Source organism: Pseudomonas oryzihabitans, from assembly GCF_007665395.1.
Taxonomy (GTDB): domain Bacteria; phylum Pseudomonadota; class Gammaproteobacteria; order Pseudomonadales; family Pseudomonadaceae; genus Chryseomonas; species Chryseomonas psychrotolerans_C.
On sequence record NZ_VDND01000007.1, the window covers coordinates 60,950 to 83,298 of the forward strand.

General features: G+C 66.8%; 25 protein-coding genes. 21 read left to right on the forward strand and 4 right to left on the reverse strand.

Annotated elements, in window-relative coordinates; translation table 11 throughout:
- The first annotated feature begins 8 nt into the window (after positions 1 to 8).
- The 10 genes from fabD to FSV73_RS15565 all read left to right on the forward strand — a co-directional run bounded on the left by fabD (position 9) and on the right by FSV73_RS15565 (position 8,209).
- Positions 9 to 944 (forward strand): ACP S-malonyltransferase, encoded by a 936-nt coding sequence (gene fabD, locus FSV73_RS15520; RefSeq protein ID WP_145008747.1) that lies wholly within the window; start codon positions 9 to 11, stop codon positions 942 to 944.
- 15 nt (positions 945 to 959) lie between these two features.
- Positions 960 to 1,703 carry a 3-oxoacyl-ACP reductase FabG gene (gene fabG, locus FSV73_RS15525; protein WP_145008748.1) on the forward strand — a complete coding sequence of 248 codons (744 nt, stop codon included), beginning with the start codon at positions 960 to 962 and terminating at the stop codon, positions 1,701 to 1,703.
- 166 nt (positions 1,704 to 1,869) lie between these two features.
- Positions 1,870 to 2,106: an acyl carrier protein gene (gene acpP, locus FSV73_RS15530; protein ID WP_007160597.1), complete on the forward strand. Its 237-nt coding sequence runs from the start codon at positions 1,870 to 1,872 to the stop codon at positions 2,104 to 2,106.
- 137 nt (positions 2,107 to 2,243) lie between these two features.
- Positions 2,244 to 3,488 carry a beta-ketoacyl-ACP synthase II gene (fabF, locus tag FSV73_RS15535; protein WP_145008749.1) on the forward strand — a complete coding sequence of 415 codons (1,245 nt, stop codon included), beginning with the start codon at positions 2,244 to 2,246 and terminating at the stop codon, positions 3,486 to 3,488.
- Positions 3,488 to 4,300: an aminodeoxychorismate lyase gene (gene pabC, locus FSV73_RS15540; protein ID WP_186309255.1), complete on the forward strand. Its 813-nt coding sequence runs from the start codon at positions 3,488 to 3,490 to the stop codon at positions 4,298 to 4,300. Before fabF ends, pabC begins: the two co-directional genes overlap by 1 nt.
- 3 nt (positions 4,301 to 4,303) lie before the next feature.
- Positions 4,304 to 5,362 (forward strand): endolytic transglycosylase MltG, encoded by a 1,059-nt coding sequence (gene mltG, locus FSV73_RS15545; RefSeq protein ID WP_145008751.1) that lies wholly within the window; start codon positions 4,304 to 4,306, stop codon positions 5,360 to 5,362.
- Positions 5,359 to 5,997 (forward strand): dTMP kinase, encoded by a 639-nt coding sequence (tmk, locus tag FSV73_RS15550; protein WP_145008752.1) that lies wholly within the window; start codon positions 5,359 to 5,361, stop codon positions 5,995 to 5,997. Before mltG ends, tmk begins: the two co-directional genes overlap by 4 nt.
- Complete coding sequence (locus tag FSV73_RS15555; RefSeq protein WP_145008753.1) at positions 5,990 to 6,973, forward strand: DNA polymerase III subunit delta'; 984 nt, start codon at positions 5,990 to 5,992, stop codon at positions 6,971 to 6,973. Before tmk ends, FSV73_RS15555 begins: the two co-directional genes overlap by 8 nt.
- Positions 6,974 to 7,012: 39 nt before the next feature.
- Positions 7,013 to 7,369, forward strand: a complete 357-nt coding sequence (locus FSV73_RS15560; RefSeq protein ID WP_017641886.1) for a PilZ domain-containing protein — start codon at positions 7,013 to 7,015, stop codon at positions 7,367 to 7,369.
- Between the two features lie 57 nt (positions 7,370 to 7,426).
- Complete coding sequence (locus tag FSV73_RS15565; RefSeq protein ID WP_145008754.1) at positions 7,427 to 8,209, forward strand: TatD family hydrolase; 783 nt, start codon at positions 7,427 to 7,429, stop codon at positions 8,207 to 8,209.
- Between the two features lie 215 nt (positions 8,210 to 8,424).
- Here FSV73_RS15565 and FSV73_RS15570 read toward each other — a convergent pair whose 3' ends face one another.
- Positions 8,425 to 9,555: an aminotransferase class V-fold PLP-dependent enzyme gene (locus FSV73_RS15570; RefSeq protein WP_145008755.1), complete on the reverse strand. Its 1,131-nt coding sequence runs from the start codon at positions 9,553 to 9,555 to the stop codon at positions 8,425 to 8,427.
- Between the two features lie 171 nt (positions 9,556 to 9,726).
- On the opposite strand from FSV73_RS15570, the gene FSV73_RS15575 reads away from it, so the two are divergent.
- From FSV73_RS15575 to FSV73_RS15590, 4 genes are all read left to right on the forward strand, one after another.
- The gene (locus FSV73_RS15575; RefSeq protein ID WP_007160588.1) at positions 9,727 to 10,368 is read left to right on the forward strand and encodes a TetR/AcrR family transcriptional regulator; all 642 of its coding nucleotides are present in this window, start codon (positions 9,727 to 9,729) and stop codon (positions 10,366 to 10,368) included.
- Between the two features lie 65 nt (positions 10,369 to 10,433).
- Complete coding sequence (locus FSV73_RS15580; protein WP_145008756.1) at positions 10,434 to 11,402, forward strand: GTP 3',8-cyclase MoaA; 969 nt, start codon at positions 10,434 to 10,436, stop codon at positions 11,400 to 11,402.
- A 69-nt stretch (positions 11,403 to 11,471) separates the two neighbouring features.
- On the forward strand, positions 11,472 to 12,086 hold the full coding sequence (locus tag FSV73_RS15585) for a DUF4823 domain-containing protein (protein ID WP_145008757.1): 615 nt from the start codon (positions 11,472 to 11,474) through the stop codon (positions 12,084 to 12,086).
- 17 nt (positions 12,087 to 12,103) lie between these two features.
- Positions 12,104 to 12,664 carry a DUF1285 domain-containing protein gene (locus FSV73_RS15590; RefSeq protein ID WP_145008758.1) on the forward strand — a complete coding sequence of 187 codons (561 nt, stop codon included), beginning with the start codon at positions 12,104 to 12,106 and terminating at the stop codon, positions 12,662 to 12,664.
- 32 nt (positions 12,665 to 12,696) lie between these two features.
- Here the strand turns inward: FSV73_RS15590 and FSV73_RS15595 are convergent, their stop codons facing one another.
- Positions 12,697 to 14,346 (reverse strand): electron transfer flavoprotein-ubiquinone oxidoreductase, encoded by a 1,650-nt coding sequence (locus FSV73_RS15595; protein WP_145008759.1) that lies wholly within the window; start codon positions 14,344 to 14,346, stop codon positions 12,697 to 12,699.
- Positions 14,347 to 14,638: 292 nt separating this feature from the next.
- On the opposite strand from FSV73_RS15595, the gene FSV73_RS15600 reads away from it, so the two are divergent.
- The 5 genes from FSV73_RS15600 to FSV73_RS15620 all read left to right on the forward strand — a co-directional run bounded on the left by FSV73_RS15600 (position 14,639) and on the right by FSV73_RS15620 (position 19,826).
- Positions 14,639 to 15,391: an electron transfer flavoprotein subunit beta/FixA family protein gene (locus tag FSV73_RS15600; RefSeq protein WP_145008760.1), complete on the forward strand. Its 753-nt coding sequence runs from the start codon at positions 14,639 to 14,641 to the stop codon at positions 15,389 to 15,391.
- Positions 15,391 to 16,320: an electron transfer flavoprotein subunit alpha/FixB family protein gene (locus tag FSV73_RS15605; protein WP_145008761.1), complete on the forward strand. Its 930-nt coding sequence runs from the start codon at positions 15,391 to 15,393 to the stop codon at positions 16,318 to 16,320. Before FSV73_RS15600 ends, FSV73_RS15605 begins: the two co-directional genes overlap by 1 nt.
- Positions 16,321 to 16,537: 217 nt before the next feature.
- Positions 16,538 to 17,971: a PLP-dependent aminotransferase family protein gene (locus FSV73_RS15610; RefSeq protein ID WP_145008762.1), complete on the forward strand. Its 1,434-nt coding sequence runs from the start codon at positions 16,538 to 16,540 to the stop codon at positions 17,969 to 17,971.
- Positions 17,972 to 18,184: 213 nt separating this feature from the next.
- Positions 18,185 to 18,601 carry a hypothetical protein gene (locus FSV73_RS15615; RefSeq protein ID WP_145008940.1) on the forward strand — a complete coding sequence of 139 codons (417 nt, stop codon included), beginning with the start codon at positions 18,185 to 18,187 and terminating at the stop codon, positions 18,599 to 18,601.
- Positions 18,602 to 18,716: 115 nt separating this feature from the next.
- Positions 18,717 to 19,826, forward strand: coding sequence for a Gfo/Idh/MocA family protein (locus FSV73_RS15620; RefSeq protein ID WP_145008763.1), 1,110 nt, complete (start codon positions 18,717 to 18,719; stop codon positions 19,824 to 19,826).
- A gap of 63 nt (positions 19,827 to 19,889) precedes the next feature.
- Here FSV73_RS15620 and FSV73_RS15625 read toward each other — a convergent pair whose 3' ends face one another.
- Together FSV73_RS15625 and FSV73_RS15630 are read right to left on the reverse strand one after the other, a co-directional pair.
- Complete coding sequence (locus FSV73_RS15625; protein ID WP_145008764.1) at positions 19,890 to 20,057, reverse strand: DUF2897 family protein; 168 nt, start codon at positions 20,055 to 20,057, stop codon at positions 19,890 to 19,892.
- Between the two features lie 48 nt (positions 20,058 to 20,105).
- A complete protein-coding gene (locus FSV73_RS15630; protein ID WP_145008765.1) occupies positions 20,106 to 20,561 on the reverse strand; it encodes a multidrug/biocide efflux PACE transporter in 456 nt (151 codons plus the stop codon).
- A gap of 82 nt (positions 20,562 to 20,643) precedes the next feature.
- Between FSV73_RS15630 and FSV73_RS15635 the strand changes: the two genes are divergently transcribed.
- Both FSV73_RS15635 and pyrF read left to right on the forward strand, forming a co-directional pair.
- Positions 20,644 to 21,519 carry a LysR family transcriptional regulator gene (locus tag FSV73_RS15635; RefSeq protein WP_145008766.1) on the forward strand — a complete coding sequence of 292 codons (876 nt, stop codon included), beginning with the start codon at positions 20,644 to 20,646 and terminating at the stop codon, positions 21,517 to 21,519.
- A gap of 115 nt (positions 21,520 to 21,634) precedes the next feature.
- Positions 21,635 to 22,333, forward strand: coding sequence for an orotidine-5'-phosphate decarboxylase (pyrF, locus tag FSV73_RS15640; RefSeq protein ID WP_145008767.1), 699 nt, complete (start codon positions 21,635 to 21,637; stop codon positions 22,331 to 22,333).
- Positions 22,334 to 22,349 lie beyond the last annotated feature (16 nt).

Sequence of the window (22,349 nt, forward strand, 5' to 3'; positions counted from 1 at the left end):
ACCTGCCTATGTCTGCCTCTCTCGCTTTCGTCTTTCCCGGCCAGGGTTCCCAAGCCTTGGGCATGCTGGGCGAGCTGGCCACGCACCATGCGCTGATCGGTGAAACCTTCGCGGAAGCCTCCGCCGTGCTCGGCTACGACCTCTGGGCGCTGACCCAGCAGGGCCCGCAGGAGTCGCTCAACCAGACCGACCGTACCCAGCCCGCCATCCTGACCGCCTCCATCGCGCTGTGGCGGCTGTGGCTGGCCGAAGGCGGCGCCAAGCCGACCTATGTCGCCGGGCACAGCCTGGGCGAGTACTCGGCGCTGGTCGCTGCCGGTAGCCTGCCGTTCGCCGAGGCGGTCCGCCTGGTGGCGCGTCGCGGCGAGCTGATGCAGCAAGCCGTGCCGGCCGGGCAGGGCGGCATGGCCGCCATCCTCGGTCTGGAAGACGCCCAGGTGCTGACCGCCTGCGCCGAGGCGGCCCAGGGTGAGGTGGTCAGTGCCGTCAACTTCAACGCCCCGGGTCAGGTGGTGATCGCCGGTGCCGCGGCCGCCGTGGAACGCGCCATCGAGGCCTGCAAGGCGCTGGGCGCCAAGCGCGCCGTGGCCCTGCCGGTCAGCGTGCCGTCGCACTGCGAACTCATGCGCCCGGCGGCCGAGCGCTTCGCCGAGGACGTGCGTGGCTGCACCTGGAGCCAGCCCGAGATCCCGGTGGTGCAGAACGTCAATGCCGGCGTCAACACCGAGCTGGCCAGCCTCCAGCAGGACCTGCTGGCCCAGCTGTACAGCCCGGTACGCTGGGTCGAGTCCGTCCAGTACCTGGCCGCCCAGGGCATCACTCACCTGGTGGAGTGCGGCCCGGGCAAGGTCCTGGCCGGCCTGAACAAGAGATGCGTCAAGGGCGTGGAAACGCTGCCCCTGGATACCCCCGACGCCTTCGCCGCCGCCCGCGCGGCTTTTTGAATCGAGGAACACGAGATGAGTCTGCAAGGTAAGGTCGCCCTGGTCACGGGCGCCACGCGTGGCATCGGTCAAGCCATCGCCCTGGAACTGGGTCGGCTGGGCGCCACCGTGATCGGCACCGCGACCAGCGAGGCGGGCGCCCAGCGCATCGCCGAGTCGCTCAAGGCCAACGGTATCGAAGGCACCGGCCTGGTGCTCAACGTCTCCGACAACGCCTCCGTCGCGGCCGCCCTCGAGCAGGTCCAGACCCAGTTCGGCGCCCCGTCGATCCTGGTCAACAACGCCGGCATCACCCGCGACAACCTGATGCTGCGGATGAAGGACGAGGAGTGGTTCGACGTGATCGATACCAACCTCAACAGCCTGTTCCGCCTGTCCAAGGCCGTGCTCAAGGGCATGACCAAGGGCCGCTGGGGTCGCATCGTCAGCATCGGCTCGGTGGTCGGTGCCATGGGCAACGCCGGCCAGGCCAACTACGCCGCGGCCAAGGCCGGTCTCGAGGGCTTCACCCGGGCGCTGGCCCGCGAGGTGGGTTCGCGCAACATCACCGTCAACGCGGTCGCCCCCGGCTTCATCGATACCGACATGACCCGCGAACTGCCGGAAGCCCAGCGCACCGCGCTGCTGACCCAGATCCCGGCGGGCCGCCTCGGCCAGGCCGACGAAATCGCCAAGGTGGTGGGTTTCCTGGCGGGCGAGGGCGCGGCCTATGTGACCGGCGCCACGATCCCCGTGAACGGCGGAATGTACATGAGCTGACCGGCGTTACCCCGCGCGGCTATTGCGCTAAGCTGGTAAACTGTCGGACCAGCAATGGCCGCGCGTACGTCTTAATGTCGCGTCAGCTTGAAATACGGAAATCCCTTTCTATACACTTACGCGCAATCCGTTGTGCGGATTTTTCCTTTAGGAGTGAGAACACGGTATGAGCACCATCGAAGAACGCGTTAAGAAGATCGTCGCTGAGCAGCTCGGCGTGAAGGAAGAGGAAGTTACCAACAGCGCTTCCTTCGTCGAGGATCTGGGCGCCGACTCCCTTGACACCGTCGAACTGGTGATGGCTCTGGAAGAGGAATTCGAGACCGAAATCCCGGACGAGCAGGCTGAGAAGATCACCACCGTCCAGGAAGCTATCGACTACATCGTTGCTCACCAGCAATAAGTAGCCGCTCGTTTCGGACATCAAAAGCCGCACGTCCTGCAGGGCGTGCGGCTTTTCTTTAGGTCCAGGGTCTAGCTCGTTGAAATCGGCTTTTTCTAGGTGGGGTGGCCGCCCCGGAAGGACAAGAGGAGTTGGGTGTGTCGCGTAGACGTGTCGTGATCACGGGTATGGGCATGGTATCGCCGCTTGGCGCCGATGTCGCGAGCAGCTGGGAAGGCATCCTGGCCGGTCGCAGCGGTATCGCGCCGATCGAGCATATGGACGTCTCTGCCTTCAGCACGCGGATCGGCGGATCGGTCAAGGGATTCGACGTGGAGCAGTACCTGTCCGCGAAGGAAGCCCGCAAGCTGGATCTGTTCATCCAATACGGTCTCGCTGCCAGCTTCCAGGCCATGCGCGACAGCGGCATCGAAGTCAACGATGGCAACCGCGAGCGGATGGGTGTCGCCATGGGTTCCGGCATCGGTGGCCTGACCAACATCGAGGCCAATTGCCAGTCGCTGCACGAGCAGGGCCCGCGCCGTATCTCCCCCTTTTTCGTACCGGGCTCCATCATCAACATGGTGTCCGGCTTCCTGTCGATCCACCTGGGTCTGCAGGGTCCCAACTATGCCATCGCCACCGCCTGTACCACGGCGACGCACTGCATCGGCATGGCCGCGCGCAACATCGCCTACGATGAGGCCGATGTCATGGTCGCCGGTGGTGCGGAGATGGCGACCTCGGGTCTGGGCCTGGGTGGCTTCGGTGCCGCCCGCGCCCTGTCGACCCGCAATGACGATCCGACCCGTGCCAGCCGACCCTGGGATCGCGACCGCGACGGCTTCGTGCTGTCCGATGGTGCCGGCGCCCTGGTCCTCGAGGAATACGAGCACGCCAAGGCACGGGGCGCGCGCATCTATGCCGAGCTGATCGGCTTCGGCATGAGCGCGGACGCCTTCCACATGACCGCCCCGCCGGAAGACGGCGCCGGCGCCGCCCGCTGCATGCGGGCCACCCTCAAGGACGCCGGTATCGCGCCGGAAGCGGTCGACTACGTCAACGCCCACGGCACCTCCACCCCGGCCGGCGACCTGGCCGAAGTGGCGGCGCTCAAGCAGGTGTTCGGCGAGCAGGCCAGGCGCCTGAGCGTCAGCTCCACCAAGTCCATGACCGGTCACCTGCTGGGTGCCGCTGGCGCGGTGGAAGCCATCTTCACGGTGCTCGCCCTGCGCGACCAGGTGGCGCCGCCGACCATCAACCTGGACAACCCCAGCGACGGGTGCGACCTGGACTTCGTGCCCCACGAGGCGCGGCAGCGGCCCATCGAAGTGGCCCTGTCCAATTCGTTCGGCTTCGGTGGCACCAACGGCAGCCTGGTGTTCCGGCGCTTCACCGCTTGATCCAGGACTGGCTCAACGGTCAACCCCTGGGCGCCGGCCTGCAGCGCGACCGGGGCCTGGCCTACGGTGATGGACTGTTCGAGACCATCGCCGTGCGCCGCGGCCAGCCGCGTCTGCTGGAGCGGCATCTGCAGCGGCTGGCCACGAGTTGCCAGCGACTGCGGATTCCTTGCGACATTGCCCAGGTGGGCGCCGAGGTCCAGGCCTTCGCGGCGCAGCTGGGCGAAGGCGTCGCCAAGTTGCTGGTCACCCGCGGCGATGGCCTGCGGGGCTACGCCCCGCCCGCGGCACCCGAGGTGCGGCGGCTGTTGCTGGGCGCTCCGGTACCCGCCTATCCGGCGGCCCATGCGACCGAGGGGATCGCCCTCTATCCCTGCCAGACGCGCCTGGCCAGCCAGCCGCTGCTGGCCGGACTCAAGCATCTCAATCGCCTCGAACAGGTGCTCGCCCGTGACGAGTGGCACGGTGCGGAGTACGCCGAGGGCCTGATGCTCGACCAGGACGAGCGCCCCATCGAAGGGGTATTCAGCAATCTGTTCCTGGTCCGCAAGGGTCGGTTGCTGACGCCGGCGCTGGAGCGCTGCGGGGTCGCCGGGGTGCTGCGCGGCCTGCTGCTCGACGTCGCCAGCCAACAGGGGCTCGCGACCGAGATCCGGCCGCTGTCCCTCGCCGAGCTCATCGGCGCCGACGAAGTCTTCCTCTGCAACAGCCAGTACGGTATCTGGCCCGTGCGCCGGTACGCAGCGGCGAACTGGTCGGTAGGGCCGCTGACCCGTAAACTGCAAGGTTCGATAAACGAGATTCTGGAATAGCCGATGCGCAAGGCGAGAGCTCTGCTTACGGCGCTGCTGGCCACCGCCGGCCTGCTGCTGGTCCTGGCCGGCTGGCGCCAGCACCAGGCGCTGATTCAGCCGCTGAAGGTCGCAAGCGAGCAACTGATCGAGATCCCCAAGGGCGCCACCCCGGGCGGCAGCCTGCTGCGCCTGGAAGACGAAGGCGTGCTCACGGGGGCCTTCTGGCTGCGCCTGTACTGGCGCTTCAACCTGGCCGACCAGACGCTGCACAGCGGCGAGTATCGCCTGACCCCCGGCATGACGGTTCAGGAGCTGTTCACCCTCTGGCGCAAGGGCGAGGTGGTGCAGTACGGCCTCACCCTGGTGGAAGGCTGGAACTTCCGCCAGGTCCGCGCCGCCCTGGCGCGGCAGCCCAAGCTCGAGCACGACACCGCCGCGCTGGACGATACCGCCCTGATGAAACGCCTGGGCCTGGACGGCCAGCACCCCGAGGGTCGCTTCTTTCCCGATACCTATCGCTATGTGAAGGGACAGCGGGAGTCGGATCTGCTGCGCCAGGCGAACCAGCGCCTGCAGGCGGTACTCGACCAGGAATGGCAGGAGCGCGATCCCACCGTACCTTATCAGGATGCCTACCAGGCGCTGATCATGGCCTCGCTGGTGGAGAAGGAAACCGGCGTACCCAGCGAGCGCGACGAGATCGCCGGGGTCTTCGTCCGCCGCCTGGCCGCCAACATGCTGCTGCAGACCGATCCGACGGTGATCTACGGCATGGGCGAACGCTATGCCGGGCGCATCACCCGCGCCGATCTGCGCGAGCCGTCGCCCTACAATACCTACCTCAATGCAGGGCTGCCGCCCACGCCCATCGCCATGCCCGGCCGCGAGGCCATCCATGCGGCGCTGCATCCCAAGGACGGCGACAGCCTCTATTTCGTCGCCCGCGGCGATGGCAGCCACGTCTTCTCCAAGGATCTCGACGCGCACAACCAGGCGGTGAAGGACTTCCAGCTCAAGCGGCGCGCCGACTACCGTTCGAGCCCTGCCCCCCAGACGCCGGACAGCAAGGAAACACCATGACCGGAACAGGCCTGTTCATCACCCTCGAAGGCCCCGAGGGCGCCGGCAAGAGCACCAACCGCGACTATCTGGCCGAGTTGCTGGGCGCTGCCGGCCGCGAGGTGGTGCTGACCCGCGAGCCGGGTGGCACGCCGCTGGCCGAACGGATCCGCGAGATCCTGCTGGCACCGGCCGCCGAGCCCATGGCCGTGGATACCGAATTGCTGCTGATGTTCGCGGCACGTGCCCAGCACCTGGCCCAGGTGGTCCGGCCCGCCCTGGCGCGCGGTGCCCTGGTGCTCTGCGATCGTTTCGTCGATGCCACCTACGCCTACCAGGGCGGCGGCCGCGGTGTGCCCGTGGACCGCATCGCCACCCTGGAGACCTTCGTGCTCGGCGACCTGCAACCCGACCTGACCCTGGTGTTCGACCTGCCGGTGGAGATCGGCCTGGCCCGCGCCGCCCGGCGTGGCGCCCTGGATCGCTTCGAGCAGGAGCAGCGCGCCTTCTTCGAAGCGGTTCGCCAGACCTATCTGCAGCGTGCCCAGGCCGTGCCCGAGCGCTATCGGATCATCGATGCCTCCCGCAGCCTGGCCGAGGTGCAAGCCGACCTGCGTGCCCTGGTCGCCCGCCTGGAGCCGGCGTTCGGTGGCTGACGTCTATCCCTGGCAGCAGGAACTCTGGGCGCGGATCTGGCCCCGGCGACAGCATCCCCATGCCTATCTGCTGCATGGCCCGCGTGGCATCGGCAAGCGCGACCTGGCCGAGCGCCTGGCCGCGCTGCTGCTGTGCCAGGCGCCCCAGGGCGCTGCCGCCTGCGGCCAGTGCAAGGCCTGCGCGCTGCTGAAGGCCGGTACCCACCCCGACTACTGCGTGATCCAGCCGGACGAGCCCGAGAAGCCCATTCGGGTCGACCAGATCCGTGCCCTGGTGGACTTCGTCACCCAGACCGCCCAGCTCGGTGGACGCAAGCTGATCCTGCTGGAGCCGGTGGAGGCGATGAACCTCAATGCCGCCAACGCCCTGCTCAAGAGCCTGGAAGAGCCCTCGGGCGCGACCGTGCTGCTGCTGGTGAGCCACCAGCCGAGTCGCCTGCTGCCGACCGTGCGCAGCCGCTGCGTGCAGCAGGCCTGCCCGGTACCCTCGCGGGCCGCCAGTCTCGCCTGGCTGGGCGAGCGCCTGCCGGAGCTCGACGCGGACATCCGCCTGCAACTGCTGGTGCTGGCCGGAGGCTCGCCACTGGCGGCCCTGCGCCTGCACGGCGAGGACGTGCTCGCCCGCCGGGCCCTGGTGGTGGACGGGGTGAAACGCCTGCTCAAGCGCCAGGCCGCCCCCAGCCAGCTGGCCGAGAGCTGGAACGCCGTGCCCTTGCCGCTGTTGCTCGACTGGTTCTGCGAGTGGACCCACGGCCTGCTCCGCCAGCAGTGGGGCGGCGCCGACGGCGAAGCCGCGCCGGACATGGCCAAGGTGCTCGGCTACCTGGCCGAGAAGAGCGCGCCGCACGAGGTGCTGGCCCTGCAGGAATGGCTGCATGCCGAGCGGCAGAAGGTGCTGGGCAAAGCCAACCTCAACCGCGTATTGTTGCTGGAATCGCTGCTGATCCGTTGGGCCGGCCTGGTGCCCGGACGCTAGCGAGCCGCGCGTCCGTCTTGCCTGTCACGAGAGAATCTCATGAGTTTGCCGCAGAACCTGGGCCCCCGTAATGGCATCCTGTCCCTGACCATCAAGGACAAGTCGGTACTCTATGCCGCCTACATGCCCTTCATCCGCAATGGCGGGCTGTTCATCCCCACCGGCAAGACCTACAAGCTCGGTGATGAGGTCTTCATGCTGCTGAACCTGATGGACGAGCCGGACAAGATCCCGGTCGCCGGCAAGGTGGTCTGGATCACCCCCAAGGGTGCCCAGGGCAACCGCGCCGCCGGGGTCGGCGTGCAGTTCAACGAAGGCGACAACACGGCGCGCAACAAGATCGAAACCTACCTGGCCGGCTCGCTGAAGTCGGACCGTCCCACCCATACCATGTGATGCCTGCGCCGTCCCGCTCGGGGGCGGGGCGTCGCGGCTGATTCAAGGCTATCTCTCGTGCACTTCGTCGACTCCCACTGTCACCTGGATCGACTCGATCTTTCCCTCCATGACGGCTCCCTGGATGCAGCGCTGGACGCCGCGCGCGCCCGCGGCGTCAGCCAGTTCCTCTGCATCGGCGTCGATGCCGGCAACGCCCCTACGGTGCAGGCCCTGGCCGAGCGCTATGCCGACGTCCACTGCGCGGTGGGCATCCACCCGCTGGATGCCGCCCAGGGCAACGCCATCGACCTCGACTGGCTGCTGGAGCGGCTGGCTCATCCCCGCGTCGCCGCCATCGGCGAGACCGGCCTCGACTATCACTACCAGCCGGATACTGCCGAGATCCAGCAGCGCTCCTTCGCCCTGCACCTCGAAGCGGCTCGGCGCACGGGACTGCCGCTGGTGATCCATACCCGCGAGGCGCGGGCCGATACCCTGGCCATGCTGGCCGCCGCGGACCTGCCCGGCGCTGGCGTGCTGCACTGCTTCACCGAGGACTGGGCGACGGCCAAGGCCGCCCTGGACCTGGGCTTCTACATCTCCTTTTCCGGCATCCTGACCTTCCGCAACGCCGCCAAGCTGCGCGAGGTGGCCCGCCAGGTGCCGGCCGACCGCCTGCTGGTGGAGACCGACTCGCCCTATCTGGCGCCGGTGCCCCACCGGGGCAAGGCCAACCTGCCGCAATTCGTAGTGGAGGTCGCCCAGTGCCTGGCCGACGTCCGCGGGGTCAGCCTGGCAACCCTCGCCGCACAGACCACCGCCAATTTCCAACGGCTGTTCCCTCGCGCCACCGGCTAGGCAAAAAAATGGCCCGGGTATCCTGGGATACCCGGGCCGGACCAGCGGTTCGCCGGGTCGGCGGACTGCCTGCCTGGATCTCGCCGCGGGGGTCGGCGCGACCAGTCCCTTGAGTATTGGTCAGCCCGGGCAAAGGTCCAGCCGCAACTGGACATTTTTTAAACAGTTTTGGAATAGCGCCGCTCTGGCACTAGGTGAAGTGAAAGGTCAGGTGATTAGAAGCGGGCCAGTGCCCGGACCAGATCCAGCGTCTGCTCCAGCACGTGCTCGCTGGTGTAGAAGTGCGGCGACAGTCGGATGCCCGGTCCGCGCTGGGCGCAGATCACGTCGGCGGTCTTGAGGCGCTCGAACAGCTGGCGGTTGTCCCAGCCGTCGAGCGAGAAGGTGAGGATGCCGGAGCGGCGCTGCGGATCGAGTGGTGAATGCAGGACGGCACCGGGCAGCTGGCGGATCTGGCTGTCCAGCAATTCGATCCGCGCCAGCACGTCCTGGCCCACCTGGGCCATGCCGGCATCCTCCAGCAGCGACAGGCTGGCTTCCAGCGCCACTGCGCCGAGCATGTTCGGACTGCCACACTCGAATCTCACGGCCGTCTGCGCCGGTTGCCATTCGCGCTGGCTGTAGTCGCCGGCGTTATCCAGCATGTGCCAGCCGTATTCGTGCAGCTTGAGCTGCTCGCGCAGGTCGGCCCGGCAGTAGAAGACCCCGAGGCCTTCCGGGCCGAGCAGCCACTTGTGGCCGTCGGCCATGGCGAAGGCGCAGTTGCAGGCCTGGACATCGAAGGGCAGGGCGCCCAGCTGCTGGATGGCGTCGACGCACAGCAGCACGCCCCTGGCCTCGCAGCCCTGGCCCAGTGCGGGGAGATCGAGACGCAGCCCGCTGGCGTACTGCACGGCGCTGATGGCCATCAACCGAGTGCGCGGACCACAGGCAGCGAGCAGATTGGCCTCGGGGGTCTCGCCCAGGCCGACTTCCACCACCTCGACGCCGAAGCGCGCCAGGGCTTCCCAGACCACCCGGTTGGACGGGAACTCCTCGTCGCTGATCACCACCTGGTCGCCGCTCTGCCAGTCCAGGCCGAAGGCGACGAAGGACAGCGCCTCGGAAGTGTTCTTCACCAGGGCGATGTCGCTGCTCGCGGGTGCGTTGAGCAGCCGGGTCAGGCGCTCACGCAGGCGCTGCTCCAGGCCCAGCCAGGTCGGATAGTTGCGCGCGCCGTATTGGCAGTTCTCGGCGGCGAATTCGGTGACGGCCTGCGCGGCGCGCTTGGGCCAGGGGGCCACGGCCGCATGGTTGAGATACCGCATGGCGTAGGCCTGAGGGAATTCGTGCTTCCAGGAAGACATTGACTCGATCCGTACAATCTGGGTGTGATGGGGCATAATAAGGGGCGCGCCCGCGCGGTTCACCGATGCTGTCGGTGGAGCTCGCCCAAGGTGTGACGAAGTGCCGGTAAGCCGAGGGGCGACCGGCGATTCGCAGGCCCTATCCCTTTTCAAAACAACAAGTGGGCTGCCATGCAGAAAGAATCCCGCAAAGTCCGCGAGTTCCGTCGCCGCGAACAGGAAATCCTCGACACCGCACTGCAACTCTTCCTCTCCGAAGGAGAAGACAGCGTCACCGTCGAGATGATCGCCGAGGCGGTCGGTATCGGCAAAGGCACCATCTACAAGCATTTCAATTCCAAGGCGGAGATCTATCTGCGGTTGATGCTGGATTACGAACGCGACCTGGCCGAGCTGTTCCAGTCGGACAACGTCGCCCGTGATCGCGAGGCGCTCTCCCGCGCCTATTTCGAGTTTCGCATGAGCGATCCGCAGCGCTATCGGCTGTTCGATCGGCTCGAGGAAAAGGTGGTCAAGACCCGGCAGGTGCCCGAACTGGTCGAGCAGCTGCACAGCATCCGCACCTCGAACTTCCAGCGACTGACCAGCCTGATCGAAGGCCGGATCGATGAGGGCAAGCTCGAGGACGTGCCGCCCTACTTCCATTACTGCGCCGCCTGGGCGCTGGTGCACGGGGCCGTGGCCCTTTACCATTCGCCGTTCTGGCGCGACGTGCTGGAGGATCAGGAGGGTTTCTTCCAGTTCCTCATGGAGATCGGTGTCCGCATGGGCAATCGCCGCAAGCGGGACGTCGAAACGCCTGTCCGATCCTAGGGTCCGATAGAGGCAAGGGATGCCGTGCCATCCCTTTTCTCTTGTCTTAGTGGAGTACCCCAACGATGATCGTCGACCGCCAGGGTAGGGCGTTTCGCAACTTGCGGATCAGCCTCACGGCGGCCTGCAACTATGCCTGTACGTATTGCGTGCCCAACGGCAAGCGACTCGTGGCTGCGCAGGACGAACTCAGTGCCGAGACCATGGCGCGCGGGGTGGAATACCTCATCGATGCCGCCGGTATCGAGCGGCTGCGCATCACCGGCGGCGAGCCGCTGGTCACGCCGCGGCTGGAGCCCTTTCTCGCGCGGGTCGCCACGCTGGGTCTCAAGGACATCAGCCTGACCACCAATGGCCAGTTGCTGCCGCGCAAGCTGGATTTCCTCATCGACCATGGCATCCGGCGGCTGAACGTCTCCCTCGATACCCTCGACGCCGAGGCCTTTCCGCGCCTGGCGCGCGGGGGCGACCTGGCCACGGTGCTGGCCGGACTCGAAGCGGCCCATGCGGCCGGCCTCAAGATCAAGGTCAACATGGTGCCGCTGCGTGGGCAGAACCTCGACCAGGTGCTGCCGCTGCTGGACTACTGCCTGGAGCGTGGCTTCGAACTCAGGTTCATCGAGCTGATGCGCATGGGCCACCTGGCCAAGGATCCGGTGACCTTCAACAACCAGCTGGTGCCCCTGGCCGAATTGCTGGAGATCATCGGTTCCCGCCACGCCTATGTGCAGGCCAATGCGCCGGTGGATTCCACGGCCCTGCGCTATCGCGTCGAATCCGGGGGCCACTTCGGCATCATCGCCAACGAAAGCGTGCCCTTCTGCCGGACCTGCTCGCGCCTGCGCCTGTCGTCCACCGGCTGGCTGCACGGCTGCCTGTCGTCGAGCAATCGTCACTATGTCGGCGATCTGCTGGACAAGCCCCGCCACCTGGCGCTGCCCGCCTTGCAGCGGCTGCTGGTCAAGGCCCTGGGTGACAAGCAGGACGTGGCCTTCTCGGGTGGCGTGACGGTGATGAAGATCATCGGCGGCTAGAGCTGGCGCGAAAGCTGCTATGGCTCCTGTATCGACGGCATCTTGGCGCCGGACAGGGGCTTCTTTTCCATGGTACGACTGCGATTACTGGTGCTTTCCCTCCTGCTCGCCGGCCTGGGCGGCTGCATGAACGTCAGCGACATGGCGTCCGGCGTCGAGTATCACCTGCGCGATGCGGGACTGCTCGACTACAGCAAGACCCAGCGGCTGAACAACTTTCGGCTGCAGGCCGACTCCTATATCTACATCGCCCAGGGCGCCTTCGTCCCCATCGGCCACCCCTATGCGCGGCCCAACGTGGTGGCCGAGGAGGCTTTCAAGGGCTTCGTCGAGTACTTCCCGCGGGTCAGGCGGGCGGACAAGCCCGAGGGCTTCGACGAGGCCATGGCCAAGGCGCGGCAGCTCGGTGCCCACTATGTGCTCTATACCCGTTTCGCCGGGGCGGACGATCGCATCGGTACCTGGGAGGAGTGGGAAGACCAGGACGACATCGGGCGGGTCGGTCGCGACCGTAGCGTGGTGCAGATGATGCTGGTGGAGGTCGCCACCTTCCGCCTGGTGGATACGGCGCGGATCCGCAGCCGTGGCGGCTTCTTGACGTTCTACGACGAACGCCCGGAAGACCTGCTCGGCCCGGCACTGAACGAATACGCCCAACGCCTCCTGGGGTTGGGCCCACGCTAGAGCTAGAGGAGGGGGCTGTGCAGCCAGGTGACGTGACGCGCAATCTGCTGGCGCAATTGCCGGCCAGCGGAGACGGCCGTCTGCCGCCGGTGGAACTCTGGCATCCGCCTTTCTGCGGCGACATCGACATGCGTATCGCCCGGGATGGCACCTGGTACCACCAGGGTACGCCCATTGGCCGGCCGGCCATGGTGCGCCTCTTCTCCACCATCCTGCGCCGCGATCCGGAGCGCTATGTGCTGGTGACGCCGGTGGAGTGCGTGGGCATCCAGGTGGAGGACGTGCCCTTTCTCGCCGTGGACGTCGAATGGCGTGGCGACGGCGCAGGCCAGGCGCTGGATTTCCTCACCAACGTGGGCGACAGGGTCGCCGCGGGCGCCGAGCACCCGTTGCGCTTCGCCGAGCAGGACGGCCAGCCGGCGCCCTATGTGCGGGTGCGCGGAGGCCTGGAAGCGCGGCTCAATCGAACGGTGTTCTACCAGTTGATGGAGCGGGTCGAGCAGGGAACACACGAGGGGCAGGCCTGGCTCGGCCTCTGGAGTCGCGGGGTCTTCTTTCCCGTCGCCCCCGCCGAATGAAGAAAGGGCCCCGAGGGGCCCTTTTTCGTGACTTACATATTGGGGTAGTTGGGGCCGCCACTGCCTTCCGGCGCCACCCAGGTGATGTTCTGCGCCGGGTCCTTGATGTCGCAGGTCTTGCAGTGCACGCAGTTCTGGGCGTTGATCTGGAAGCGCGGTTCGCCGCCATCGCGGACCACCTCGTAGACCCCGGCCGGGCAGTAGCGCTGGGCGGGTTCGTCATACAGCGGCAGGTTCTGGGCGATGGGAATCGACGGGTCCCTGAGCTTCAGGTGAACCGGCTGGTCTTCCTCGTGGTTGGTGTTGGAGAGGAACACCGAGGACAGCTTGTCGAAGCTCAGCTTGCCATCCGGCTTGGGATAGCTGATGCGCGGCGCCTCGTCGGCCTTCTTCAGGCAGGTGTGGTCCATGCGCCGGTCGTGCAGGGTGAAGGGCAGGGCGCCACCCAGCAGGTTGTGCTCGACGAAGGCGAAGGCCGGGCCGAGCAGCGGACCGAACTTGTGCATCGCCGGGCCGAAGTTGCGGCTGGCATGGAGTTCTTCCTGCAGCCAGCTGCCCTTGAAGCCGTCCACGTAGCCCTGCAGCTCGTCACCCTCGCGACCGGCGGCCAGGGCGGCGACGATGGCGTCGGCGGCGAGCATGCCGGACTTCATGGCGGTGTGGCTGCCCTTGATCTTGGCCGGGTTGAGGGTGCCCAGGTCGCAACCGATCAGGGCGCCACCGGGGAAGACCATCTTCGGCAGGGAATTGAGGCCACCCTTGACCAGGGCGCGGGCACCGTAGGAGACGCGCTTGCCGCCTTCCAGGTACTGGGCCACCACCGGGTGATGCTTGTAGCGCTGGAATTCGTCGTAGGGCGACAGGTGCGGATTGCTGTAGGCCAGGTCCACGATCAGGCCGACCACCACCTGGTTATCTTCCAGGTGATAGAGGAAGGAACCGCCCGGGTTCTCCTTGTCCAGCGGCCAGCCGGAGGTGTGGATCACCAGGCCCTGCTCGTGCTTGGTCGGATCGATCTCCCACAGCTCCTTGATGCCGATGCCGTAGTGCTGCGGATCGGCGCCTTCGCCGAGCTTGAATCTCTGGCCGAGCTGCTTGCCCAGGTGGCCACGGCAGCCTTCGGCGAACAGGGTGTACTTGCCGCGCAGTTCCATGCCGGGGGTGTAAACGCCTTCCTTGGGCTGGCCTTCGCGATCCACGCCAAGGTCGCCGGTGATGATGCCGCGCACCACGCCCTGCTCATCGATCAGTGGTTCCTGGGCGGCGAAGCCGGGATAGATCTCCACGCCCAGGGCTTCGGCCTGCTGGCCCAGCCAGCGGCAGAGGTTGCCCAGGGAAATGATGTAGTTGCCCTCGTTGTGCATCGGCTTGGGCACGAAGAAGTTGGGCACCTTGGTGGCCTGGCGCTCGTCCTTGAGCAGGTAGATGTCGTCGCGCTTGACCGGGGTGTTCAGGGGTGCGCCCAGCTCCTTCCAGTTGGGGAAGAGCTCGTCCAGCGCCCGGGGTTCGAAGACTGCGCCGGAGAGGATGTGGGCACCGACCTCGGAGCCTTTCTCGACCACGCACACGCTGATTTCCTGGCCCTGTTCGGCGGCCTGCTGCTTGAGGCGACAGGCCGCGGACAGGCCCGCGGGGCCGGCCCCGACGATCACCACGTCGAATTCCATGTATTCGCGTTCCACGGCTCACTCTCCTCAGGCAAAACTCACGATCTGGTTATTTATGTGGGGGTACAACAAAAGACTTCATTATATCCGGGACGCTCCCTGGCACCCATTCAAACGTTTGTTTAAATTTTCTGCAAGCCTGTTAGACTCGGGTGTCAGTGGCCCCTGACGGACTGTCGCGTTGACCCCTGCTGCCGTGGACGGCAACATAGGAAGAATTTGCAACTGGGTGTTGGCCGACAGGGGTCGTGTCAACGCAAGGCCGCCTTGGCGTCCTGTTTATTCACCAGAATAAATCGAGGGATTCATGAAGGTTCTCGTAGCTGTCAAACGCGTGGTGGACTACAACGTCAAGGTCCGCGTCAAGGCCGACCAGACCGGGGTCGACCTGGCCAACGTCAAGATGTCCATGAACCCCTTCTGCGAAATCGCCGTGGAAGAAGCGGTGCGCCTGAAGGAAAAGGGCATCGCCAGCGAGATCGTGGTGGTGACCGCCGGTCCCGCCCAGGCGCAGGAGCAACTGCGTACCGCCCTGGCCCTGGGTGCCGATCGCGCCGTGCTGATCGACACCGGCAGCGCCGAGCTGTCGTCGCTGACCACCGCCAAGCTGCTCAAGGCAGTGGTGGACAAGGAACAGCCGCAGCTGGTGATCCTCGGCAAGCAGGCCATCGACAGCGACAACAACCAGACCGGCCAGATGCTGGCGGCCCTGACCGGCTTCGCCCAGGGCACCTTCGCCTCCAAGGTGGAGCAGGCCGGTGACGGCCTCAACGTGACCCGCGAGATCGATGGCGGTCTGCAGACCGTGGCGCTCAAGCTGCCGGCGGTGGTGACCACCGACCTGCGCCTGAACGAGCCGCGCTACGCTTCGCTGCCCAACATTATGAAGGCCAAGAAGAAGCCGCTGGAAACCCTGACTCCCGACGCCCTGGGCGTGGCGGTCCAAGCCTCCTACGAGGTGGTCAAGGTGGAAGCCCCGGCCGGTCGCCAGGCGGGCATCAAGGTCAAGTCCGTGGCCGAACTGGTCGAAAAACTCAAGAACGAAGCTAAGGTGATCTGATGGCCATTCTCGTCATTGCCGACCACGACAACGCCAGCCTCTTCGGCGCCACCCTGAATACCGTCGCCGCGGCCCAGGCCATCGGTGGCGACATCCACGTGCTGGTCGCCGGCCAGAACGCCCAGCCGGTCGCCGACGCCGCCGCCAAGGTGGCGGGCGTCAGCAAGGTGCTGCTGGCCGACAACGCCGCCTATGCCCACCAGCTGCCGGAAAACGTCGCGCCGCTGGTGGTCGAGCTGGCCGCCAATTACAGCCATGTCCTGGCCGCCGCCAGCACCAATGGCAAGAACTTCCTGCCCCGCGTCGCCGCCCTGCTGGACGTCGACCAGATCTCCGAGATCATCGCCGTCGAATCCGCCGACACCTTCAAGCGGCCGATCTACGCCGGCAACGCTATCGCCACCGTGCGTTCCACCGCGCCGATCAAGGTGATCACCGTGCGCGCCACGGGTTTCGATCCGGTCGCCGCCGAGGGCGGTTCCGCCGCCATCGAAGCTGTCGGTGTGGTCAAGGACGCCGGCCTCTCCAGCTTCGTCGGCGAAGAGCTGGCCAAGTCCGACCGCCCCGAGCTGGGCGCCGCCAAGGTGGTGGTCTCCGGTGGTCGCGGTCTGCAGAACGGCGACAACTTCAAGATCCTCTACGCCCTGGCCGACAAGCTGGGCGCGGCGGTGGGTGCCTCGCGTGCCGCGGTGGACGCCGGCTTCGTGCCCAACGACATGCAGGTCGGCCAGACCGGCAAGATCGTTGCGCCGCAGCTGTACATCGCCGTGGGCATCTCCGGTGCCATCCAGCACCTGGCGGGCATGAAGGATTCCAAGGTGATCGTCGCCATCAACAAGGACGAGGAGGCGCCGATCTTCCAGGTGGCCGACTACGGCCTGGTGGGTGATCTATTCGAGCTGGTACCCGAGCTGGAAAAAGCCATCTAAGGCCTTTTCGCTCCGAAAAGCCCGCCCTCTGGCGGGCTTTTTCATGAGCGTGGAAATCCTTATCGCAGAGCCCCTGGTGTCAAATAGGGGTGCGCCGATTCTTTGTCGTTTTTGGGCATTGCCGCTCTGGGAGGGTAGGGGTTAAGGTCAGTACCAGCTGTACCGGTATACCTTCAGGGTAGCCTGCTACTGTTCCGCTTTCGTCCAGGAAGACGCCATGACCAATCTGTTGCTCTATCAGCGCATCGCCCAGCAATTGGCGAACGACATCCGCACGGGGGTCTACAAGCCCGGCGAGCGGGTGCCCTCGGTGCGCAAGCTGAGCCAGCAGCTGGGCGTCAGCCATGCCAGCGTCCTGCAGGCCTATGCCACCCTGGAAGACCAGGGGCTGATCCGCGCGCGACCGCAGTCCGGCTTCTACGTCCACCAGACGCCGGCGCTGACCGCGCCGACGCCGGACATCGCCACGGTGGAACGGCCCAGCCTGGTGACCCGCGCCGGCATCATCAACCAGGTGCTGGCCGAATCGCGCCGCGAAGGCGTGGTGCCCCTCGGCATGGCGGTCCCCCAGCCCGACTATCTGCCGCTGCGGGCGCTGCACCAGCAGCTGTCCAAGGTGACCCGCTTTCAGGCCCGGGCGGCCTTTTCCTACCTGCACAGTCCGGGTTTCGAGCCGCTGCGCCGCCAGGTGGCCATCCGCCTGCGCGATGCCGGGGTGGTGGTGGGCCCGGAAGAGGTGGTGATCACCCATGGCTGCGTGGATGCCCTGCAGATGTCGCTGCGGGTGCTGACCAAGCCCGGCGACCTGATCGCCACCGAGTCGCCGTCTTACTATGGGCTGTTGCAACTGGCCGAGGTGCTGGGGCTCAAGGTGATCGAGATCCCCTGCGATCCCGAGACCGGGCTTAGCGTCGAGGCCCTGCAACTGGCGGCGAGCCAGTGGCCGGTCAAGGCCCTGGTGGTCGCCGCGCGCCTGAGCAACCCCCTGGGTGGCAGCATGCCGGAGGCGCGGCAGAAGCAGCTGCTCAGGCTGGCGGCGGAGCGCAACATCGCCATCGTCGAGGACGACATCTACGGCGAGTTGACCTACGACAGCGGCTCCAAGGCGCTCAAGGCGCTCGACAAGCAGGGGCGGGTCATCTACTGCTCGAGCTTTTCCAAGACCATCTCGCCGGGGGTGCGCATCGGCTGGGTGGTGGCCGGTCCCTACCAGGACGACATCTGCCGGTTGCAGACCTTCACCACCCATTCCGCCTGCAGCGTGACCCAGATGGGGGTGTCCGCCTACCTCGAGAACGGTGGTTACGACCGCCACCTGCGCGCCATCCGCCAGGAGTACCGGCGCAACATGACCGCCTTCCAGCTGGCGATCCAGGAGCACTTCCCCGAGGGTACCCAGATGAGTCGGCCCAACGGCGGCTTCATCCTCTGGGTCAGCCTGCCGGTGCGGGTGGATACGCGCCTGCTGCACCAGCGAGCGCTGGATCAGGGGGTGAGCATCGCGCCAGGCATGATCTTCAGCAACACCGACCAGTTCAACCACTGCATCCGCCTCAATTGCGGCCTGCCCTGGGGCCGCGATGCCCAGCGAGCGCTGATGACCCTCGGCCTGCTCGCTCGTCAGCTCTGCCAGGAAACCCTGGCCGCCTAGCGGCACCTCCGGAACCCACTTCAGCACGGACGGGTCGGTTGTAGGGACAGATCCTGCCGCGCCGGCGGTGCTTTGCCGGCGCGGTGCCTTGCGGGGTGGTGACCTATGCGTGGATACCTGGCGGTGTGGGCGACGGCAACCCTCCTGTTGCTGGCGGGGTGCGACCAGGACGCACCACCGAAGACGACCCAGGCGAATCCTGTACCTGCCCCTGTGACCCCGGCCCCGCCAGTCGCCAGTGCCGCCCAAGGCAGCGCCGCCGAGTTGCGTGCCCTGCGCCTGGAGCCCTTGCCGGCCAAGGCCTTCGTACTGCCCGCGCCGTCGCCGAAGAAGCAGGACCTGGCCAAGAACGGCCAGCTCCGGAAACCGGCAGCGACCAAGGCGCCGCCGGCGGCTGCTCATCCGCTCGATCTCAGCGTGCCCGGTGAGGCCACCACACCCCGGGCGCTGGTGTCTCGCCATGCCGCACCTGGGAAAGCCGAGAACGCCGTCGCCGACGCCAACCTGCTGCCCGAGCTGTTCCGCAAGGAAGACGACCCCGGGCGTTTCCAGCTGGGCGGGCGGGTGATCAGCCGGGATCGCAGCGATGACTTCGAGGGCGCGGAAGTCGAGCTGCGCTTTCGCCGCTAGTCCCAAGGGCGTGAGAAGTCCGAGTCGGATTGTCGGGTCCGGAACTTCACGCCCTCGGCGCTTGCCGACAGTTCAGGTGGCGGACGTGTCGTCTGCCTGACTTCGGGAGTGTTCCATGCCCAGTGCGACAGGCAAGATTCGTTATGCGGTGGTAGGGGGTGGCTGGATTTCCCAGGGCGCCTTCATGCCCGGGATCGGCCAGACCGACAATTCCGAGATGACCGTGCTGGTCACCGGCGATCCGATCAAGGCGCGGGACCTGGCGGCCAAGTATGGCCTCAAGAGCTACAGCTACGAGGAATTCCCGACCCTGCTGACGTCCGGGGAGATCGATGCCATCTACCTGGCGACGCCCAATTTCCGCCATCTGGAATTCGCCGTGCCGGCGCTGGAAGCCGGTATCCATGTGTTGCTGGAAAAGCCGATGGCGATCAGCGAGGAAGAGTGCCAGGCGATCAAGGCCGCAGCCGAGCGTTCCGGGGCCAAGTTGATGATCGCCTATCGGCTGCATTGCGAGCCGGGCACGGTGGAGATGATCGAGCGGGTGCGCAACGGCGAGATCGGTGCTCCGCGGCTGTTCACCTCGACCTTCACCCAGCCGGTCGACACGGCCAACCACCGCGCCCAGAGCGGCTTCTGGGCGGGTCCCGTCACCGACATGGGACCCTATCCCCTCAATGCCGTGCGGGCGCTCTTTGCTGACGAGCCCATCGAAGTCAGTGCCGTCGGGGTGCAGACGCCCGGGCGCGACATCACTACCTGGGACGCCGTGAGCGTGACCCTGCGCTTCCCCGAGGAGCGCCTGGCCAGTTTCACCGTCAGCTTCAGCGGCCCCAATACCGAACGCTTCCAGCTGGTGGGCAGCAAGGGTGAGATCGAGGCCTCGCCGTGCTTCGGTTTCGGGGAAGGCGTCGCCATTGGCTATCGCCTCACGGTGGCTGGCGAGACCCAGGAATTCAAGGCGCCGGTGGTCGATCACTTCGGCGGCGAGACGGCCTATTTTTCCGACTGCATCCTCAAGGATCGGCAACCGGAAATGGACGGGGAGGAGGGCTGGCGCGACGTGCGCGTGCTGGCAGCCATCGAACGAGCTCTGCAAAGCGGTCAGCCGCAACGCCTGGAGCCGCTGCCCAAGCGCCAGGGACCGACCCGCGAGCAGGTGCGCAGCCTGCCGCTGGCCAAGGTGCCGGAGTACGTCAACACCAAGGAACCGCTGGAGTCCTGACAGCAGGAGGCCCCGCCGCACGAGGTGCGGCAGGGCCTCTGTCACTGGAGCCCAGACGCGCCGTCAGCGGTCCTGGGCTTCCTTGGCGTCCATCTCGGCATTGCGTTGCCGGATCTTGTCTTTCTGCTCGTCGGTCAGGGGCACCTTGCGGGCCGTGTCCTTGAGCATGAGTAGGCTGCCGACCACGGAGCCTACGGCGATCAGCAGGATCAACCAGGCGTACCAGGGCATCTGTCTTCTCCTTGAGTGGCTCTGCTCATTCGACCACGCGTGCGCTTATCAGTGCGCCTGGCACGGGTTATTCGTGCGCTTTAGCCAGGCGGTGTACCCCAGATCATAGAGCCAGTTGAAGGCCAGGGTGTAGGGCAGGAAGAACAGGATCAGCCCCAGGTCCAGCAGCAGCGCCTGCCAGAGGCCAATGGACAGCCACCAGGCGGCCAGTGGCACCAGCACGAGGATCAGCCCGCCTTCGAAGCCGAGGGCATGCAACAGGCGGATGCCCAGGCCGCGCGTGAAGTCCAGGCGTTGCTGCAGCCGATCGAAGCCCAGGTTGAAGACCAGGTTCCAGAGCATGGCGATGGCGGAAAAGGCCGCGGTGAGCAGGCCCATGCTTCCAAGGGAGCGGTCCAGCAGCCAGGCCAGGGTCGGGGTGGCGAGCACTATGGCGATCCCCTCGAAGAGCAGGGCGTGCAGCACGCGCGCTCGGACGGAACGCTGGGTGAGCGAGAGGGACATGAGGCGTCTCCGTGATGGACAGGCCTCCAGCTTCATCGGCTAAGCTTGGGAGATCAAAGTGGAATCCATAGGCTGAGCCGATATGTATCCCAATGCCGAGGCCCTGGAAGCCTTCGTCGAGGCCGCCGCTGCCGGTTCCTTCAGCGCCGCGGCACGGACCCTGGGCAAACGCCAGTCCAGCATCAGCGAGAGCATCTCCCGACTCGAAGACGACCTGGGTGTGGTGCTGTTCGACCGCGGGGGCCGCTATCCGCAGCTCACGGCGGCGGGCGAACAGCTGCTCGATCAGGCGCGCGCCGTGCTGTCGGCCCACGACCGGCTGGCCAACCGCGCGACCCAGCTGGCCGCGGGCGTGGAACCCCGGTTGACCCTGGTCATCTCCGACACCTATCAGCCCACCCGCTACGAAGCCTTGCTGACGGAGCTGGACCAGCGCTATCCGGATCTCGAATTCGAATGCCTGATCGCCGAGGACGCCGATGTGCTCAGCCTGGTGCAGGGCCGCGCGGACCTGGGCCTGCTGGCGGGGCAGCCGCCCTATCCCGCCGGCATCGAGGCGGCGACCCTGGATGGCCTGGTGACCTTCGGGCTCTATGTCGCCACCGATCATCCCCTGGCGGGCCTGCCTGGCGTGACTCCTGCCGACCTCGCGCCCCACCGGCTGCTGCGCCTGAGCACCGTGACCGAAGCCTCGCAGCAGGTTTGCCGCCTGCCGGATACCCGCGGCCGTTGCTGGTCGGCACCGGATTATCTGCTGCTGCTGGACATGGCCGTGCAGGGCTTCGGCTGGGCCGAGTTGCCGCTCTGGCTGGTGGCGACCTTCGGCCAGGACCGCCTGGTGGAGCTGGCCGTGCCGGGCTGGCCGCGGCGGGTGGCGGTGGATGTGATCTGGTCACGCCGGCAGCCCCTCGGGCCGGCGGGCAACTGGCTCCGCGAGCAACTGCTGAAACCGCGTTGAGGCGGCGCCGCGCCGGTCGAGCTTCCGCGCCGAGGCCCTGCCGGACAGTCGACGAGTGCCCGCGCGGCGCTTTTCTGCGAAAATGCCGGCCTTTGCCGTTTTGCCGAGAGTCCCCATGTCCGCCTGCCAGTCTCCCATCATCGTCGCCCTGGATTTCCCCTCGTCGTCCGCCGCCCTGGCGCTGGCCGACCGGCTCGACCCCGCCACCTGCCGGGTCAAGGTCGGCAAGGAGCTGTTCACCGCCAGCGCCGCCGGGGTGGTGGAGGCGCTGCGCACGCGCGGCTTCGAGGTGTTCCTCGACCTGAAATTCCACGACATCCCCAACACCACCGCCATGGCGGTCAAGGCCGCGGCGGAAATGGGCGTCTGGATGGTCAACGTCCACTGCTCGGGCGGCCTGCGCATGATGACCGCCTGTCGCGAGACCCTGGAGGCCTTCAACGGACCCAAGCCGCTGCTGATCGGCGTGACCGTGCTGACCAGCATGGAGCGCGAGGACCTGGCCGACATCGGCCTGGACGTGGATCCCCAGGAGCAGGTCCTGCGCCTGGCCGGCCTGGCCGCCCGCGCTGGTATGGACGGCCTGGTGTGCTCGGCCCAGGAGGCGGCAGCGCTCAAGGCCGCGCAGCCGGCGCTGCAACTGGTCACCCCCGGTATCCGTCCGGCTGGCAGTGCCCTGGACGACCAGCGCCGCATCCTCACCCCGCGCGAAGCCCTGGATGCCGGTTCCGACTACCTGGTGATCGGTCGCCCCATCGCCCGCGCGGCCGATCCGGCGCGCGCCGTGGAAGAGATTCTCGCCACCCTGAAATAAGCGGCAAACCTCTCGG